The sequence below is a fragment of the Nonomuraea sp. NPDC059023 genome (assembly GCF_042740095.1).
GTDB lineage: Bacteria > Actinomycetota > Actinomycetes > Streptosporangiales > Streptosporangiaceae > Nonomuraea.
On sequence record NZ_JBHYIO010000002.1, the window covers coordinates 149,493 to 165,163 of the forward strand.

Annotated in this window: 15 protein-coding genes; 10 read left to right on the forward strand and 5 right to left on the reverse strand. The window is 74.1% G+C overall.

What is annotated here, in order from left to right; all coding sequences use genetic code 11:
* Positions 1-94: 94 nt before the first annotated feature.
* The 3 genes from ACFWYW_RS04115 to ACFWYW_RS04125 all read right to left on the reverse strand — a co-directional run bounded on the left by ACFWYW_RS04115 (position 95) and on the right by ACFWYW_RS04125 (position 1,250).
* Positions 95-730, reverse strand: a complete 636-nt coding sequence (locus ACFWYW_RS04115; protein ID WP_379609569.1) for a class I SAM-dependent methyltransferase — start codon at positions 728-730, stop codon at positions 95-97.
* 78 nt (positions 731-808) lie between these two features.
* Complete coding sequence (locus tag ACFWYW_RS04120) at positions 809-1,036, reverse strand: hypothetical protein (RefSeq protein ID WP_379609570.1); 228 nt, start codon at positions 1,034-1,036, stop codon at positions 809-811.
* 70 nt (positions 1,037-1,106) lie between these two features.
* Complete coding sequence (locus ACFWYW_RS04125) at positions 1,107-1,250, reverse strand: hypothetical protein (RefSeq protein ID WP_184974673.1); 144 nt, start codon at positions 1,248-1,250, stop codon at positions 1,107-1,109.
* Between the two features lie 66 nt (positions 1,251-1,316).
* On the opposite strand from ACFWYW_RS04125, the gene ACFWYW_RS04130 reads away from it, so the two are divergent.
* From ACFWYW_RS04130 to ACFWYW_RS04175, 10 genes are all read left to right on the forward strand, one after another.
* Positions 1,317-2,042 carry a hypothetical protein gene (locus ACFWYW_RS04130; protein ID WP_379609571.1) on the forward strand — a complete coding sequence of 242 codons (726 nt, stop codon included), beginning with the start codon at positions 1,317-1,319 and terminating at the stop codon, positions 2,040-2,042.
* A gap of 125 nt (positions 2,043-2,167) precedes the next feature.
* Positions 2,168-2,497: an NADH-quinone oxidoreductase subunit A gene (locus ACFWYW_RS04135; RefSeq protein WP_379609572.1), complete on the forward strand. Its 330-nt coding sequence runs from the start codon at positions 2,168-2,170 to the stop codon at positions 2,495-2,497.
* Positions 2,488-3,750, forward strand: coding sequence for a hypothetical protein (locus ACFWYW_RS04140; RefSeq protein WP_379609573.1), 1,263 nt, complete (start codon positions 2,488-2,490; stop codon positions 3,748-3,750). Before ACFWYW_RS04135 ends, ACFWYW_RS04140 begins: the two co-directional genes overlap by 10 nt.
* Positions 3,743-4,594 (forward strand): NADH-quinone oxidoreductase subunit H, encoded by an 852-nt coding sequence (locus tag ACFWYW_RS04145; protein WP_379609574.1) that lies wholly within the window; start codon positions 3,743-3,745, stop codon positions 4,592-4,594. The genes ACFWYW_RS04140 and ACFWYW_RS04145 overlap by 8 nt, the downstream gene beginning before the upstream one ends.
* Complete coding sequence (locus tag ACFWYW_RS04150) at positions 4,594-5,085, forward strand: NADH-quinone oxidoreductase subunit J (protein ID WP_379609575.1); 492 nt, start codon at positions 4,594-4,596, stop codon at positions 5,083-5,085. Before ACFWYW_RS04145 ends, ACFWYW_RS04150 begins: the two co-directional genes overlap by 1 nt.
* Entirely contained in the window at positions 5,075-5,380 is a 306-nt protein-coding gene (nuoK, locus tag ACFWYW_RS04155; RefSeq protein ID WP_379609576.1) for an NADH-quinone oxidoreductase subunit NuoK, read from the forward strand. Before ACFWYW_RS04150 ends, nuoK begins: the two co-directional genes overlap by 11 nt.
* Complete coding sequence (locus tag ACFWYW_RS04160) at positions 5,377-7,134, forward strand: NADH-quinone oxidoreductase subunit L (RefSeq protein WP_379609577.1); 1,758 nt, start codon at positions 5,377-5,379, stop codon at positions 7,132-7,134. Before nuoK ends, ACFWYW_RS04160 begins: the two co-directional genes overlap by 4 nt.
* Before the next feature lie 3 nt (positions 7,135-7,137).
* A complete protein-coding gene (locus ACFWYW_RS04165) occupies positions 7,138-8,580 on the forward strand; it encodes a NuoM family protein (protein WP_379609578.1) in 1,443 nt (480 codons plus the stop codon).
* Positions 8,577-9,935: an NADH-quinone oxidoreductase subunit N gene (locus ACFWYW_RS04170; protein ID WP_379609579.1), complete on the forward strand. Its 1,359-nt coding sequence runs from the start codon at positions 8,577-8,579 to the stop codon at positions 9,933-9,935. The genes ACFWYW_RS04165 and ACFWYW_RS04170 overlap by 4 nt, the downstream gene beginning before the upstream one ends.
* A 9-nt stretch (positions 9,936-9,944) precedes the next feature.
* Complete coding sequence (locus tag ACFWYW_RS04175) at positions 9,945-10,478, forward strand: carboxymuconolactone decarboxylase family protein (protein WP_379609580.1); 534 nt, start codon at positions 9,945-9,947, stop codon at positions 10,476-10,478.
* Here the strand turns inward: ACFWYW_RS04175 and ACFWYW_RS04180 are convergent.
* Positions 10,429-11,004, reverse strand: a complete 576-nt coding sequence (locus ACFWYW_RS04180) for a TetR/AcrR family transcriptional regulator (protein ID WP_379609581.1) — start codon at positions 11,002-11,004, stop codon at positions 10,429-10,431. The two genes, ACFWYW_RS04175 and ACFWYW_RS04180, sit on opposite strands and share 50 nt — an antisense overlap.
* A gap of 16 nt (positions 11,005-11,020) precedes the next feature.
* Positions 11,021-15,568 carry an SCO7613 C-terminal domain-containing membrane protein gene (locus tag ACFWYW_RS04185; protein ID WP_379609582.1) on the reverse strand — a complete coding sequence of 1,516 codons (4,548 nt, stop codon included), beginning with the start codon at positions 15,566-15,568 and terminating at the stop codon, positions 11,021-11,023.
* Between the last annotated feature and the right edge of the window lie 103 nt (positions 15,569-15,671).

Below are 15,671 nucleotides of genomic sequence, written 5' to 3' on the forward strand. Positions count from 1 at the left end.
GGGGTGTGTGGGGGGTGGGTGGGGTGGGGGGGGGGGGGGGGGGGGCGCCGGCCCCGCGCTACCGCACCACCGGCAGGCGGCGTCCTCGAACGCCTCAGGTCCGCTCGTAGACCGCGACGTTGTAGAAGCGGCCGTCGTGCTCGCCGTCCTCGTTCGACAGGCTCCTCAGCCGGGGATGGCCGTCGAAGTGGGTGTGCAGGAGCCGGGCCTGCGGGCGGGAGTGCGTGAGGACCAGATGGCCGCCGGGCTCCAGCAGGCCGGCGAGCCGGTCGGCCACCGCGGACGTGTTGCCCAGGTAGTAGAGGAGCTCACCGACGAAGATCAGGTCGTACGGCCCGCCCGCGTCCTCGGTCAGGATGTCCAGGCGCACGAACGTGGCCGACGACCCGGTGCGGGCCGCCTGCTCGCGGGCCCGGCGCAGCGCGCGGTGGGAGATGTCCGCCCCGACCGTCTCGGCCTCCGGGTGCGCGGCGGAGGCGAGCATCGTGAAGCAGCCCTCGCTGCACCCCACGTCGAGGACCCGGCGGTAGTCACGCTTGGGCACCTGCTCCAGCGTGGCCTTGTACTTCTCCCGCTCGTACGCGTCCACCGTGACGCTCCACGGGTCGGCGCGGATGTGCCAGAGATCGAAGTACCCGCGCAGCAGCCGTCGCTGAACCCGCGGCCCCGCCAGCGACATGGCTCCGAACAAGAGCTGATGAATCCGGTTGGGGCGCTCGTCCTCGGCCATGATCCTCCACATCTCCCAACGGCGTTCCGCCCAACCTACGTCGTGACCGGCGCGGATGATCGGGAACGCCGCGGAAACTCATGGCATGCGCGGGCTGATCCGCCCCTGGTCCACCAGCGCGAGATACACCGCGAACGCGCCGACGGCCCACATCTCCGCGTGGGCGGTGGACAGGATGATCTCCTCGCCGTCCCTGGACACGATCTCGTATCGCCCGAACGACAGGCGCCGCCAGGCGATGAGCACGTTCTCGTACACGAGCACGTCCAGCATCGCTGCCAGGTTCTCGCGGTTGGGGGCGGGCACGGGGGCAGGACTCCTCGCTCCCTCGCCGTCCCCTCCATTCTGCGGCCTCGCAGCGGGTTTTACCTAGAAACTACTGGGCGGCCGGGCGGGTGGCGGACTCGGAGCGCTCGTGTTCGCGGTCGGCACGTTCCCGCTTGAGTACGGCACGCACCCCGAGCAGGAAGGCCGTGGCCACGACCGCGGGCGGGACGAGGGCGGCGACGACTTCATACATGCGGGCCAGTTTACGGCCCGGAACCTCCGGTCCCGCTCGCGGTGTACAAGCAGCGGAGGTGTAGTCATGAGAAGACTCCTGTTCGTGCTCTCCGCCACGCTGGTCCTGGCGGCGGGCTGGCTCGCGACACCCGCGAACGCGGGCGGCTGGGCGATGACCTATCTGGACCCGCTGCCGGACCGGTTCCAGCCCGGCACGACCTACACGGTCGGCTTCTGGGTGCTGCAGCACGGCACGCACCCGTTCGAGGGCGACCTGGGCAAGACGGGCCTGCGGCTGACCGCCGCCGACGGCGAGGTCATGACCTTCGACGGTACGGCGCGGCCGGAAGCGGGCCACTACGTGACCTCGATCGCCGTCCCCAAGGGCACGTGGAAGGTGGAGGGCGTCCAGGGACTGTTCAAGGAGCACGACGTCGGCACGCTCACCGTGCCCGGCGGCCTGAAGATCAACCCGCCGCCCCAGGATCTGCGCGGGGACGGCAAGGACTACTGGGGCGCGATCCGCCCGCCCGGCTTCCCGGCCGGCGGCACCGCCGACCGGGTGGCGGCGGCCCCGGCCTCGGCCTCGGCGCCGGCGTCGGCGTCGGCTCTCGCTCCGGCTCCGGTCTCGGTGCCTGCGCCTGCTGGGAAGGCGGCGGACGAGGCCGCGGGCTTCCCGCCGTACGCGCTGCTGCTGGCGGGGCTGGGTGGTGCGGCGGTCACTCTGGCAGGGGTACGGCTGGCCCGCAGACGCCCCATGGACGAGACCCCGGCGGACGGCAAGACGGACACGATCACCGTGTCCGGCTGATCGCCGCAGGTCGAGGGGCCGGGCGGTGGCCCTCGCCGGACGCGGCGGGGGCCACGCGCGTGATGGTTGGCGTCCACTCATCAGGGAACTACGGATCTTAGTAGCTTGGTGAGGGGGTGGCCGGCGTGCTCGTCGTGCTGATCCTGCTCGCGGTCGGCATCGCGGGCGTCTACTGCGTCTCGCTGGTCGTCGCGCCACAGGGAGTGCTGCGCGCGGGGCCGTACCTGTCGGGTGCGCGGCCGGCCGAGCACGCCCTGTCGCGCTACCACGTGCGCTGGTACGCCGTGACGCTCATCTTCCTGGCCTTCGACATGGAGATGGTGTTCATGTACCCGTGGGCGCTGGTCGTGGCCGAGGTGGGGACGGTCGCGGTGGTGGAGATGTTCCTCTTCCTCGGATTGCTGATGGTCGGGGTGGTCTACGCCTGGCGGGAAGGGGCGCTGCGGTGGGTCTGAGGGGGTGGCTGCTGTGCCGCGCCGCCTCCCGGCCGCCGGTGCTGGTGGTCGCCGGGCCGTACGGCACGCGTCTTCGTCTGCTGGTCGAGGCGTGCGGGTGGCCACAGGCCCGCTCGCCCGCGGCGGCCGCGGTCCTGGTGACCTGCGGGCCGCTGGGCGAGAGACTGGCCGAGGCGGCCGACACCGTCTGGAACGACGTGCCGGGGCCGAGAGCCCGGGTATCCCTGCCCGCGGACGCGACGGCGGCGGAGGTGCGGGCCGCGCTGGAACGGGCCCGCGAGTCCCTGGCCGACGAGGCCGCCCAGCTACGGGACGCGGCAGAACACCTCACCACGGCCTGGCGCCCGGAGGAGGCCGGGCACACGATGTCGTGCGGCACGGGTGACCCGCCCGCCCCCTCCGACGGGCATGGATCCTCGGCCGGGGGCGGGGCTTCGCACGAGCACTCCGGCGGGCATTCGGGTGGGAGCGAGGCTTCGCATGAGCACTCGGGCGAGGGTGGGCATGAGGGGCACACGGGGGTTGCGGGCGGGGTGGCGATGGCCGGGCGTGGGCCGGATCGGGACGGGCTCATGCTTGACCTGCTGCACGTGCCTCTCGGGCCGGTGCTGGCGGACTGGCCGGACGGGCTCGTCGTCGAGACGGTCATGCAGGGTGACGTCATCCAGCGGGCCGTCGTGGTGACGGGGCATCCCGGGACCGGGCGGAGCTTCTGGGCCGAGCCGTGGCTGGCCGCCGCCGAGGGCGAGCCGGTCACCCGCGGCGCCGCCGAACGTCGCCGGGCCGCGGCACACCTCGACGGCCTCGGCCGCCTCCTCTCCGTAGCAGGCTGGCCCGACGCCGCCCGCACCGCCCGCCACCTGCGCGACCGCCTCCTGCGAGACGACGGGGACGTGGCCGCCGGTTACGCGCGCTTCGCCCGGCGGGTGCGGAGGTCGTGGGTGCTCGCCTGGATGCTGCGTGGGATCGGCCAGGTCGGCATGGATCACGCGTTCCTGGCCGGAGACGTGCTCGACCGGGTGCACCGTCGGCTGGACGCGGCCGGTGACGCGATCGGGCGGCTGCGGGATCGCACGCCGCTGAGCGCAGACAGGGGACCGACCGGGTGGAGCCGGGCTGCTCTGGATCTTCTGCCCGGTCTTCTGGAGGGCGCCGAGCTGGCCGAGGCGCGGCTGATCGTGGCCAGTCTCGATCCCGATCTGGCCCAGCTCTCCTCCGAGGCGGCGCATGGGGGAGGTGGGGCGCGTGGGTGAGGTGGCCGGGCTGGTGGGTGGGCTCGGGGTGCTGGTGGCGGCCATCGCCCTGAGCGAGAGGAACTGGGCGGGCGTGGCGCGCGGGCTGGTGGTGCAGCGTCGGCGCACGCTTCTGCCCGATCTGCCGCTCACCCGGCTGGGCGTGGTGACGCTGCCGGTCGTCGCGGTGCTGGCCGCGCTCGTGCTGCCCGTGGGCGAGCGGGCGGTGCTGGACCTGGGCGTGGGGATCGTGTGGTTCAACGCGATGGAGGTCGGCGCCTGGGCGGCGGTGTGGCTGGCCGGCTGGGGGGCGAACTCGGTCTTCCCGCTGGTCGGCGGGTACCGGTTCGTGGCCCAAGGGCTGGCCTACGAGCTGCCGCACATGTTCGCGCTGATCACGGTGGCGCTGGGGGCGGGGTCGCTGCGGTTCGCCGACGTGGTGGCGGCTCAGCGGGGGCTCTGGTTCGTGGTGTGGATGCCGGTGGCGTTCCTCGTGTATCTGATCTCGGCTCTGGCCATGGCGTTCTGGGGGCCGATGGGGGAGCCGGCCGGGGCGGGCGTCGCCGGTGGGGTGACGGCCGAGCTGGCCGGGCCGGATCGGCTGGTGTTCCTCGCGGGGCGCTACGCGCTGCTGGTGGTGGCGGCCGCGGCGGCGGTGCCGCTGTTCCTGGGCGGCGGGGCCGGGCCCTGGCTGCCCGCGTGGGCGTGGACGGCGGTGAAGACCGTGGCCGTGCTGGCCTTGTTCGCCGGGATCGGGCGGCGGGTGCCGGCCGTACGGATGGACAGGTTCATGACGTTCGCCTGGATGGTGCTCATTCCGCTGTCGCTGCTGCAACTGCTCGTCGTCGGGATCGTGGTGATGTGATGGCGTTCTGGATCCTGGCGGTGCTCGCGGTGGCGAGCGGGATCGCGGTGTTCGTGGTGGATTCGATGGCGCGGGCCACGTTCGCGCTGCTGGCCTCGCTGATCGCGGTCGGCGCGACGTTCTTCCTGATCGACCTGCACTACCTCGGTGCGCTGATCATCCTGATGATGATCATGGAGATGCTGGTGATGGCCGTCTTCATGATCATGTTCATGATGAACCCGGCGGGGCTCATGCCCATGTCGATGCTGCACAACAAGAAGGGCGCGGCGGCCATCTCCGCGGCGGTGTTCGTGCTGCTGGTGGCCGGGATCTTCCTGACCGACTGGCCGGACCGCAAGGGGGCGCCGCCCCCCGACCCCACCGAGGCCCTCGGCATGTCGATCATGGGTCCGAAGATGCTGGTCATGATGGTCATCGGGGTCGCGATCCTGGCCACGATGATCTCCACGGTGGTGCTGGCGACGCGGCGGGGCCGTTATGACGCTTGAGGGCTTCCTGCTGCTGGCCGCCGCGCTGTTCGCGATCGGCCTGTACGGCGCGCTGTCCCAGCAGTCGATCGTCATGCTCATGATGGGCCTGGAGCTCATGATCAACGGCCTCATCGTGGCCGGCGGCGCCTTCTGGTACTTCGTGGCGCCGCGGACGGCCGACGGCCAGGTCCTCGTGCTCGTCGCGGTCACCGTGATGGCGTTGGAGATGGCGATGGGCTTCGCCGTGACCACCGCCATCTTCCGCGCCCGCGACGTGGACACCACCGACGGCGCGGGGGACCTCAAGGGATGATCTGGATCCTGCCCGCCGCCGCCGGCGCCCTGCTCCTCCTGGTACGCCGGGCTCCGCGCGCCACAGCCGTCGCCACCGCGGCGGCCACCCTGGCGCTGGCCGTCTGGGCCGCCGTGGCCCGGCCCACGACGACCTTCCCCTTGGTCTTCACCTCCGGCTTCGCGGTCGACGGGCTGTCGGCCGTGATGGTGGTGACCGTGGCGGCGGTGGCGCTGGCGGTGCTGGTGTTCGCCACGGGCGAGTTGCGGGAGGCCAGGTTCTACGGCCTCATGCTGATCTTCGTCGGCGCGATGCTCGCGACCGTCACCGCGACCGAGCTGACCGTGCTGCTGATGGGGTGGGAAGTGATGGGCGCGATGTCGTACGCGCTCATCGGCTACTGGTGGCGCGACGGCGACCGGGTGACCTCGGCGGGGGTCGCGTTCGTGACCACGCGCGCGGGCGACCTCGGCCTGTACGCGGCCGCGGGAGCCGTCTTCGCCGCGGGTGGCACGTCCGGGCAGGTGCTCGGGCTGGCCGGACTGCCCGAGCTGCCGCAGCCGTGGCGGGACCTGGTGGCGGGCGGGATCGTGCTGGCCGCGCTCGGCAAGTCGGCCCAGCTGCCGTTCTCCTTCTGGCTGTCGCGGGCCATGGCCGGTCCGAGCCCGGTCTCGGCGTTGCTGCATTCGGCGACGATGGTGGCCGCGGGGGCGTACCTGCTGCTGCGGGTGCAGCCCTTGCTCGTCGCGACGGGGTGGGCGGGGCCGCTGGTGGCCTGGGCGGGCGGGCTGACCGCGCTGCTGCTCGGCGGCGTGGCGCTGGCCCAGCGCGACCTCAAGCAACTCCTGGCCGCCTCCACGTGCGCGCAGCTCGGGTTCATGGTGATGGGGTCGGTGGCCGGGGGCGCGGCCCATCTGGTGGCGCACGCGGCGGTGAAGAGCCTGCTGTTCCTGGGCGCGGGCGCGTGGCTGACCGCGCTCGGCACCAAGGACCTGTCCGAGCTGCGCGGGGCGGGCCGCCGCTATCCGGTGGTGGGGGCGAGCTTCGCCGTGGGCGCCCTGGCGCTGGCCGGGCTGCCGCCGCTGTCGCTGTGGGTGACCAAGGACAGCGTGCTGGCGGCCGTGCACGACCCCTGGCTGCACGCGATCGGGCTGGCCGCGGGCGCGCTGTCGGCCGCCTACGCGGGCAGGGCGCTGGTCGCGGTCTGGCGGGGTTCCCGCTCGGACGGGCGGCCACCGGAGACGCTCGCCTGGGCGCCGCTGCCGGTCCTGGCGGCGGGCGCGGCCGTGCTGGGCGTCGTCGGGCTGCCCGCGGTCTGGGCCTGGTGGTCCGGGCTGCTGGGCGATCCTGGCGCCGCGCGGGTGGACGCGGGTTCGCTGGCGCTGTCGGGGGTGCTGGCCGCCGCCGCCGTTCTCAGCGCGCTGGTACGCCTGCCCGAGCCACGCGCGCTGACGGGCTGGCTGGGACTGGAGGCGGCGGCGCGGGCCGTGGTGTGGCGGCCGCTGCTCGCGCTGGCCAGAGGGGCGGCGTGGTTCGACGACCGGGTGGTCGACGGCGCGGTCGAGGCGGTGCCGAGGCTGGGGATGGCGGCGGCCAGGCTGGCGCGCACGCCGTTCGAGATGGGCGTGGACGGCGTGGTGCGGGCGGTCGGCGTCGCCGCCATGGGGCTGGGGCGGCTGGCCAGGCGCCCGCAGAACGGCCAGGTGCACACCTACCTCGCCCAGGCCGCCGTCGGCCTGATCATCCTGGCCGTCGCGATCGCGTTGGTGAGGTGAGCGATGCTCGACCTGGTGATCTTCCTGCCCCTGCTGGCCGCGGCCCTGCTGGCGGTGCCCGGGGTGAGCGCGCGCTGGGTGTGGGTGGGCGCCACGGCCGTGGACCTGGCGCTCGTCGTGGCCATGTGGCTCGGCTACGACGGCGGCATCGGCTACGAGACCAGGCTGCGCTGGATCCCGTCGGTCGGCGCCGGCTACCACGTCGGCGTGGACGGGCTTTCGCTGCCGCTGATCGCGATGACGGCGGTGCTGTTCCTGCTGTGCGCCGTCTACTCGTGGCGCGAGACGCGGCGGCCGAGGTCGTACGCGGCGCTGTTCCTGTTCCTGCAGACCGTCTCCATCGGCCTGTTCGCCGCGCTCGACCTGCTGGTCTTCTTCGTCTTCTTCGACCTGTCGATCGTCGGCATGTACTTCGTGATCGCCGGCTGGGGCCACGGCGACCGGGCCAGGTCGGCGCTGAAGTTCTTCCTGTACACCTTCCTCGGCTCGCTGGCGCTGCTGCTCGGCTTCATCGGCCTCTACCTGGGCGGCGGGACGTTCGACATGGTCGAGCTGATCGCCGAGCCGCCCGTGGTCCCGGCGGTGGTGCTGCTGGCGATCGGGGTGGGGCTGGCGGTCAAGACGCCGACGGTGCCGTTCCACACGTGGCTGCCGCCCGCGCACACCGACGCGCCCGCCGCGGGCTCGGCGATCCTCGCCGGCGTGCTGCTCAAGATGGGCACGTACGGCTTCGCCAGGATCGCGATGCCGATGCTGCCGGAGGCGTGGCGCGCGTACGCCTGGGTGATCATGGTGGTGGGCGTGGTCAGCGTGCTCTACGGCGCGCTGGTCGCCCTCGCCCAGGACGACCTCAAGCGCCTGATCGCCTACACCTCGGTCAACCACATGGGCTACATCGTGCTGGCGCTCGGCGCGGCCGGGCTGGCCCCGGGGGCCGAGCGGGCCAGGGAGCTCGCGGTCAGCGGCGCGGTCACCCAGATGGTCAGCCACGGGCTGATCACGGGGGCGCTGTTCCTGCTGACCGGCGTGCTCTGGGACCGGGCCAGAAGCTATGACGTCGGCAGATACGGAGGGATCGCCGGGACCGCCCCGGTGTTCACCACGATGATGGCGGTCGCCGCCTTCGCCGCACTCGGCCTGCCCGGCCTGTCGGGCTTCATCGCGGAGTTCCAGATCTTCACCGGCGTGATCGGGGCGGGCGCGGTGGTGGCGGGAGTGCCGGCCATCCTCGGCATCCTGATCACCGCCGCGCTGCTGCTGCGCGTCTTCCACCGCGCCTTTCTCGGCGCGCCCGGCGAGCTGGAGGTCTCCGACGTACGGCCGCGGGAGCTGGCGGCCGTCGCGCCGCTCCTGGTGTTGTCCCTGGTCATCGGCCTGGCTCCGCGCTGGCTGCTGGACCTGATCGAACCCTTCTCCGCCGCGCTGGTGAGCCTGGTGAGCCGATGACCGGCATGGCGGAGAACCCGCTCGACCTGCTCCCCGAGCTGCTCATCCTGGCCGGGGCGGTGCTCGGCCTGCTGACCGGCCTGTTCGTGCCGCGCGAACGGCAGGGCGTCGTGGCCTGGATCTGCGCCGCGGCCCTGGCCGGTTCGCTCGCCGCGACGCTGGCCGTCATCGGCGGCCCTGACGTGATGGCCTTCGAGTCGTTCGCCGCCGACCTGCCCACGAACGTCGCCCGCCTCACCGTCGCCGCCGCCACCCTGCTCGTGCTCCCCCTGGCCAGGTCCTGGGCCCGCGGCGACCGGCGGGAGAGCGAGGTGTACACGCTGGTCATGCTGGCCGCGCTCGGCGCGCTGGTGCTGGCGGGGGCCGACGACCTGCTGGTGCTGGTGGCCGCGTACCTGCTGGCGAGCATTCCCGCGTACGCGCTCACCGGCTTCGCCAAGGACGCCGCCGGCACCGAGGCGGCGCTGAAGTACTACCTGCTGGGCGCCTTTCTCGGCGTGCTCATGCTGGCGGGCGTCACCCTCGTCTACGGTACGGCCGGCGCCACCGCCTACCCCGGGCTGGACCGCGCCGCCCCCGGCGTGGCCGTGGTGCTGCTGCTGGCCGGGATGCTGGTGAAGGCCGGCGGCGTACCGGGTCATTTCTGGGTGCCCGACGCCGCCGAGGGCGCCTCCAGGCCGGTGGCGGCGTTCCTGACGACGGTGCCCAAGGCGGGCGCGTTCGTGGCGCTGTACCGGCTGGCCCAGGACGTCTTCGACCAGCCCATGCTGCTGGCGGTCCTGGCGGCGGTGACGATGACGCTGGGCAACCTGGCCGCCTTCGCGCAGGACAACGTGCGCCGCCTGCTGGCGTACTCGACCGTGAGCCAGGCCGGGTACCTGCTGGTGCCGGTGGCGATGGCGGGTCGCGGCGAGCTGGCGGAACCGGCGCTGCTGTTCTACGTGGCCGCCTACGCGGTCACGAACCTGGGCGCGTTCGCGGTCGTCGCGGCGGCAGGGACCGACCGGCTCTCCGGGTACGCCGGGCTGGCCAGGCGTTCGCCCTGGCTGGCGTTCTCGCTGGTGGTCTGCCTGCTGGGGCTGGTGGGCACGCCGCCGACGGCGGTGTTCGTCGGCAAGGTGCTGGTGTTCGCCGCGGCGTGGCAGGGCGGCTACGCCTGGCTGGCGGTGGTGGCCGCGCTCAACACGGTGGCGAGCCTGTTCTACTACCTGCGCTGGATCCGGCCGCTGTACGCGGCCGGGGAGGGTGAGACGCAGGGGAACGGGTGGGTGGCCTACGTCTGCGCCGCGGTCTCCCTGGGACTGGGAATAGCCAGCGGAGCGGTCTTGCTTATACCCTCAGGGGGTATCAACTGAGGAGGAAGCATGCGACGCCTGAACGCCCTGGAGCCCGAGCAGGCCCCGGCCAGGTCCCGTGAACTGCTGAACGAGATCATCGAACGGCGCGGCTCGGCGGGCGAGATGGTCGCCACCATGGCCCACTCCCCGGCGCTGCTGGAGGGCTATCTCACGTTCTCGCGGGCCATGAAACGGGTGAAGATCCCCCGGCCGCTGTCGGAGAAGATCTCGCTGGCCGTACAGGAGTGGATCGGTTGCGCGATGTGCAAGCAGGCGCACGAGCGGGCGGCGCTCGCGGCCGGGCTGAGCGCGAGCGACGTGGAGCTCGCCCGCCAGGGGACCTCGACCGACGCGCGCGAGGCGGCGCTCATCGGCGTGGCCGTGCGGGTGCTGGCCGACCCGGGCTCGCTCACCGACGAGGACGTCGCGGAACTGCGCGCGCACGGCTGGAGCGACCGGGTCATCGCCGAGGTCGTCGGCCTGGTCTCGCTGAACCTGCTGACCGGCGCGTTCAACCTGCTGACGGGGATCGAGCCGAAAGCAGAGACCGCAGCGACGTGACGAGCACGCCGCCCGCCTCCCCGCCGTCGAGGCGGGCGGCCTCCACCTCCTGCGCCGCGGTGTGCAGGAGCGCGAAGAACGAGCTGACCTGCCACGACACCGGCACGTCCGTACGGAAGTCGCCGCTGTCGCGGCCCCGCTCGATCAGCTCCTCGACCCGCTTGAGCGGCTCGGCGTGCCGTTCGCGGATGCGCTCGGTCGGCAGCGTGCGGTCGGCGGCGACGAACAGGCGGCTGTGCCGGTTGAGTGTCTCCCAGGACGAGCCCACCAGCCGGGCGAGCGCGTCGGGGGCGGGCAGCGTGGCCAGCTCCGGGTCGTCCAGCGCCAGATGCGCCTCGGCGATCGCGCGGGCCAGGACCGCGTCCACCAGGTCCTCGCGTGATGGGAAATGCCCGTAAAGGGTGACCCGGCCCACGCCCGCGGCCTTCGCCACCTCCGCCACGCTCGCACCGGGATCGCCGCTCAGCAGGCGTTGTCCGGCGGCGAGGATGGCTTCGATGTTGCGTTCGGCGTCGGCGCGGACCATGGCACGACCCTAACGCCTAGCGCATCCGCACCAGCAGCCCGCGCACGCGGCGCAGATCGCGCAGCCGGTGCTCGTACGTGGCGCCGGTGAACAGCAGGAACGCGCCCGCCAGCGCGATCGGCAGCCAGCGCGGCCCCTGGCCGACCAGCTCGCCGATCGCCGGGGCGAACTCGTGCGCCGCCGTCACCACCAGCACCGCCCCGCCGAGCAGCAGCGGCGCCTGCAGGCGGGCGCGGGCTCCGGCCAGGGTGGCGGCGAAGGCGGCGGTGCCCAGCAGGAGCGGACGCAGGAGCGCCGGGTCGTTCCAGGCCGCCACGAGGCTGGGCAGGAAGGTCAGCGCCAGGGCGGAGCCGTAGCCGATCCAGGAGGAGACGGTGGGGTCGCGCCGCCGTACCAGCCAGGCCGCGATCAGCCCCGCGACCGACAGCGGCACCGTGTACGCCTCCGGCGCCGTCACCCCTTCGAGCGCCAGCTTGATCCAGAGCGCGAGCTGCAGGAGCAACAGTCCGGCCCAGCGGGTGTCGCGGCGCTCGGGCCGCAGCGACACCGCCAGCGCCAGAACCCCGGTCGTGGCCAGCGCCAGGCAGGCCAGAGCGGGTTCGCTCGTTGTCAGCAGCACCCCGGCCACCGCCAGTGCCCACCCCGGCAGCTCGACGGCCACCGCGACCGGCCGGGGGTGCAGCCGCGCGGCGGTCAGCGCGGCCAGCGCCGTGACGGCGATCAGCGCGAACGCCGCCTGCTCCCCGGGCAGCCCGGCCGCGAGCGCCGCGGCCAGCGCCAGGCCGCCGCCCGCGACGGTGGCCGTCGCGGCCGCGCCCCGCCGCACGCGAAGGTCGCGCGCCCGCACCGCGAGCGCGCCCGCGAGCAGCGTCAGCCCCGCGAGCACCCCCAGCGTGTACGGCGCCGCCGCCAGCGACCACACCACCAGGTGCGCCGCCAGCACGAGCGCCATCCAGCCCGCCAGACGATCCCGCCCGGCCTGCACGGCGAGCGCCACCACCACACACCCCAGGAACGCCGCCACCCCCGCATACGGCAGCATCGCCGCCACCGGGACCAGTTGGAGACACAGCGGTACCGCCACCGTGGCCATCGCCAGGCCCGCCCGCCCGCCGCCCAGCCGCCGCGCCGTGATCACGTAGGCGACCGTCACCAGGACTCCCACGGCCAGCGGCGTGCCGGTGCCGCCGAGATCGCCGGGTAGCGCCATCGACGTCTCCTCCACCGCGAACACCTCACCGGGCACCCCCGCCCAGGGGCGGACGAGCCAGCCGTAGGGGAACGCGACGACCATCACCCACGCGGGCAGATGCGGCAGCAGGGCGGCGGCGCCGGCCAGGATCGCGCCCAGGGCCAGCGCCTCCTGCTGCTTCCTCGTGCGCCGTGCGGAGGCCGCGGCCATGGCGAGCGCGCCCACGGCGAGCACGATCGACAGCCTCAGGACGTCACCCGCCATGCCCAGGGCCACCGTCCAGAGGACGCCGGCGGTCGCGGCGAGCGGCACCGCCACCGCGCGGGGCGTGAGCATGGCCGCCCTGACCAGGAGGACGGCGATCATCAGGAGCAGCAACGCCGCGTTCTCGCTGGTGACCCCGGCGCTGAGCGCCGCCGCCACGCCTTCGGCGCCGATCGCCAGCCCGGTCACCGCCGAGGCCGCCGAGGTGACCGGGGAGCCGCGCCCGCGCAGCGCGCAGAGCAGGCCGATGGCGGCGATCGCGCCCAGCACGGCCAGCGTCGCGGTCCGGTCGGCCAGCGACCAGGAGACGGCCAGCGTCCCGGTCCACAGCCCGGCCGCGCCCGCCGTGCCCGCGGTCCTGCCGAGACCGGGCAGGTCGGTGGCGGCCACGGCCGACCACAGGGCCAGCGTGCCGGTGACGCCCACGAGGAAGGCCAGCGACACCCAGTACGGCAGGTCGGACGCCAGCGGAACCGCCGTCAGCGCCACCGGGTAGGCCAGCGAGGCGACCCCGGCGGCCGCCGCGCGGCCCCAGCGCGCCCCGGCCGCCAGCGTTCCGGCGGTCGCCGACAGGATCAGCACCGCGAGCAGCGCGCCGTCCGGATGGTCGGGGAGGGCCCATTGCAGCGACTCCTCCGGCGATCCTGCCGCCTCCGGCCAGGCGTTCCGGATCCAGGTCAGGGGGCCGAACAGGGCGGGGCCCGCCGTACTGGAGAGGGCGAAGGGCGCGAGCACCGCCAGGACGCCCGCCTCCGCCACCGCCGCGTCCCGCCACCGGCCGCGCGGACGGCGCCACGCCGAACAGGCGGCCAGCACCGCCGCCACGGCGATCACCAGGGCGCGCTCCGGCCCGCTCACCCAGATCGCGAACGCGCTCAGCACCACGGCCGCCGCCTCCACCGCGCCCCGCCCGCCGGGCCGAACCGCGCGGGTGAGCCGGTCGAGCAAGCCGAGCAGCAGCGTGCGGCCGATGGTCGGGGCGTCCACCACGGCACGGGTCAGCTTGCGCGAGGGCCGAGTCACCACGAGAGTGAACGCCCTGACGGCCAGCAGCGCCCCCGCCGCCCAGGCGCCTGCGGCCACCGCGCCCGGTCCTGAGAACAGGGACAGCGCGAGCACCCCCGCCATCAGCGTCGCCCCGGCGCCGGTCAGGGCCTGGGCCGGCGCCGTACGCGCGCTGACCGCCCCCACCGCCAGCACCGCGCCCAGTCCCGCCGCCACGAGCACGGTGGCCTCGCGATCCGCCAGCGACCAGCACACGGCCAGCGCCGCGAGATAGCCGCCCACCCAGACGGCGGGCCCGGCCCGCCGCGCGCCCGTCCACAGCGCGAACGCCGCGGTCCCCGCGACGACCAGCAGCGCCATCGGGTACGGCAGGCCCGCCCCGACCGGCAGCACCACCACCGCGCCCGATCCCAGCACCCACACCCCGGCCCGGCGCCACCGCCGATCGCCCACCGCGGCCAGCGACAGGGCCAGGGCGAGCAGGCCCAGCGTGACGGCGTCGCCCGCGCTCACCTGCCAGATCTGGCGTGCGGGTACGTCCAGCGGTGCCGCGGGCCATGGGCTGGCGAGCCAGGAGAAGGGCGCCGTGGCCACGGTCAGCAGGGAGGGGCCGGCGAAGACGGCGGCCAGCGGGAGCACGACGAGCACGCCGCCGCGCACGCCGGGACGCAGCCCGGCCGGCAGGTGGCGCACGACCGCCAGAACCACACAGGCCGCCGCCGCCCAGACGGTCACCTGCCACGGGCCGGTCGCGCCCCAGGACCCGCCCACACCCCAGGGTCCGGCCGTGCTCCAGAACCTCTCTGGGCCGTTCGCCGGGAAGGGCGGGGCTTCCGGGGTGAGCAGGCCTGCCAGGGCGGTCAGGTTCTCCGGGGTCAGCAGGGACAGGGGGATTGCGGCCAAGGTGGACATGGCGGCCAGGCCCGAGGCGGCGGCCACCGGGAAGCGCCAGGCCGCCCCGCGGGCCGACAGCGCCCACGCGGCGAACAGGGCCGTCATCGCGGCCAGCGTCGCCGCGGCGGCCGGGGCCACGGCGGGCTCCGCGGTGGCGGCCACCAGGATGCCCAGGGCCAGGGCCGCCGTCCCGGCGAGGGCGGCGACGGCGGCGGAGACCGCGTACTCGAGGACGGCCAGGCGGTCGCGGGCCACCCGCCACAGGGCGTAGTCGGCCGCGCAGGCCAGGACGGCCACGGCCGCCGCCCAGGGCAGTCCCGCCACCGACATGTCGAGGACGGCGAGGGCCATCGCTCCCAGGGCGACGTTGGCCAGGACGATCGCCGTGGGGGCGGGCAGGCGCAGCGGCGACATCCAGGCGTAGGCCGACCAGAGCACCGTCAGGGCGGCGGCGGCCAGGGCCACGATCCAGAACGGGTGCGGCGCCGCCGTACCTGCCTCGGAGGGCGGGCCGGACAGGGCTTGGGCGATGGCCACGCCGTCCAGGGGGAGGAGGACCAGGCCCAGGTAGGCGACCGTTTCCGCGGTGGCGGCCAGGCGGCGGCGTACCAGCAGCCAGGGGACGGCCAGCACGCCCAGCGTGAACGCGCACAGGATCAGCGCACGCAACGCGGGGACGTCCCAGCTGACCAGCGTGAACACGATGGCGGCGATCGACAGCAGCACGCCGCCCAGGCCGAGCAGCACGTTCTGCACGGCCCGATGCGACAGATCCCACCGCCTGCCACCACCGCTCTCACCGCCCGCCGGTCTGGTGGCCGCTTGTCCGGCCGACTCCCGCCCGATGGCCGTGGGCTCGGGGGCCGCGGACCCGGCGGACGCGGCCCCGACAGTCGCGGGCTCGGGGGTTGTGGACGCGACGGGCGTGGGTCTGGGGGTCGTGGACTCGGCGGTCGGGGGTTCGGGGGTTGTTGGCTCTGATGGGGTGGGGTGGTTGCCGGTTGCCCGTGTGGTGGCGCGGAGGCGGGTCAGGGCGGTTTCGCGGCGGGCCAGGAGGGTGGCGCGTTCGTGGTCCAGGGCGGCCAGCGACATCGCGACCGCCGCGTACTCCTCGGCCGCCGCCCCGGTCAGTACCGTGCCGCATTGCGGGCAGGAAGGGGCGCGCTGGGGCTGGACGGTGTCGCAGACTGGGCAGGACGACAGATCCATGAGCGGGAACCTCGCGCTATGTCGGGATTCTCACCGACCTTGCCGTAAATTTCGCGAATTGTCTGGAGATCAGGTCAACCTGGCTGATCTTGACAACGTTGTC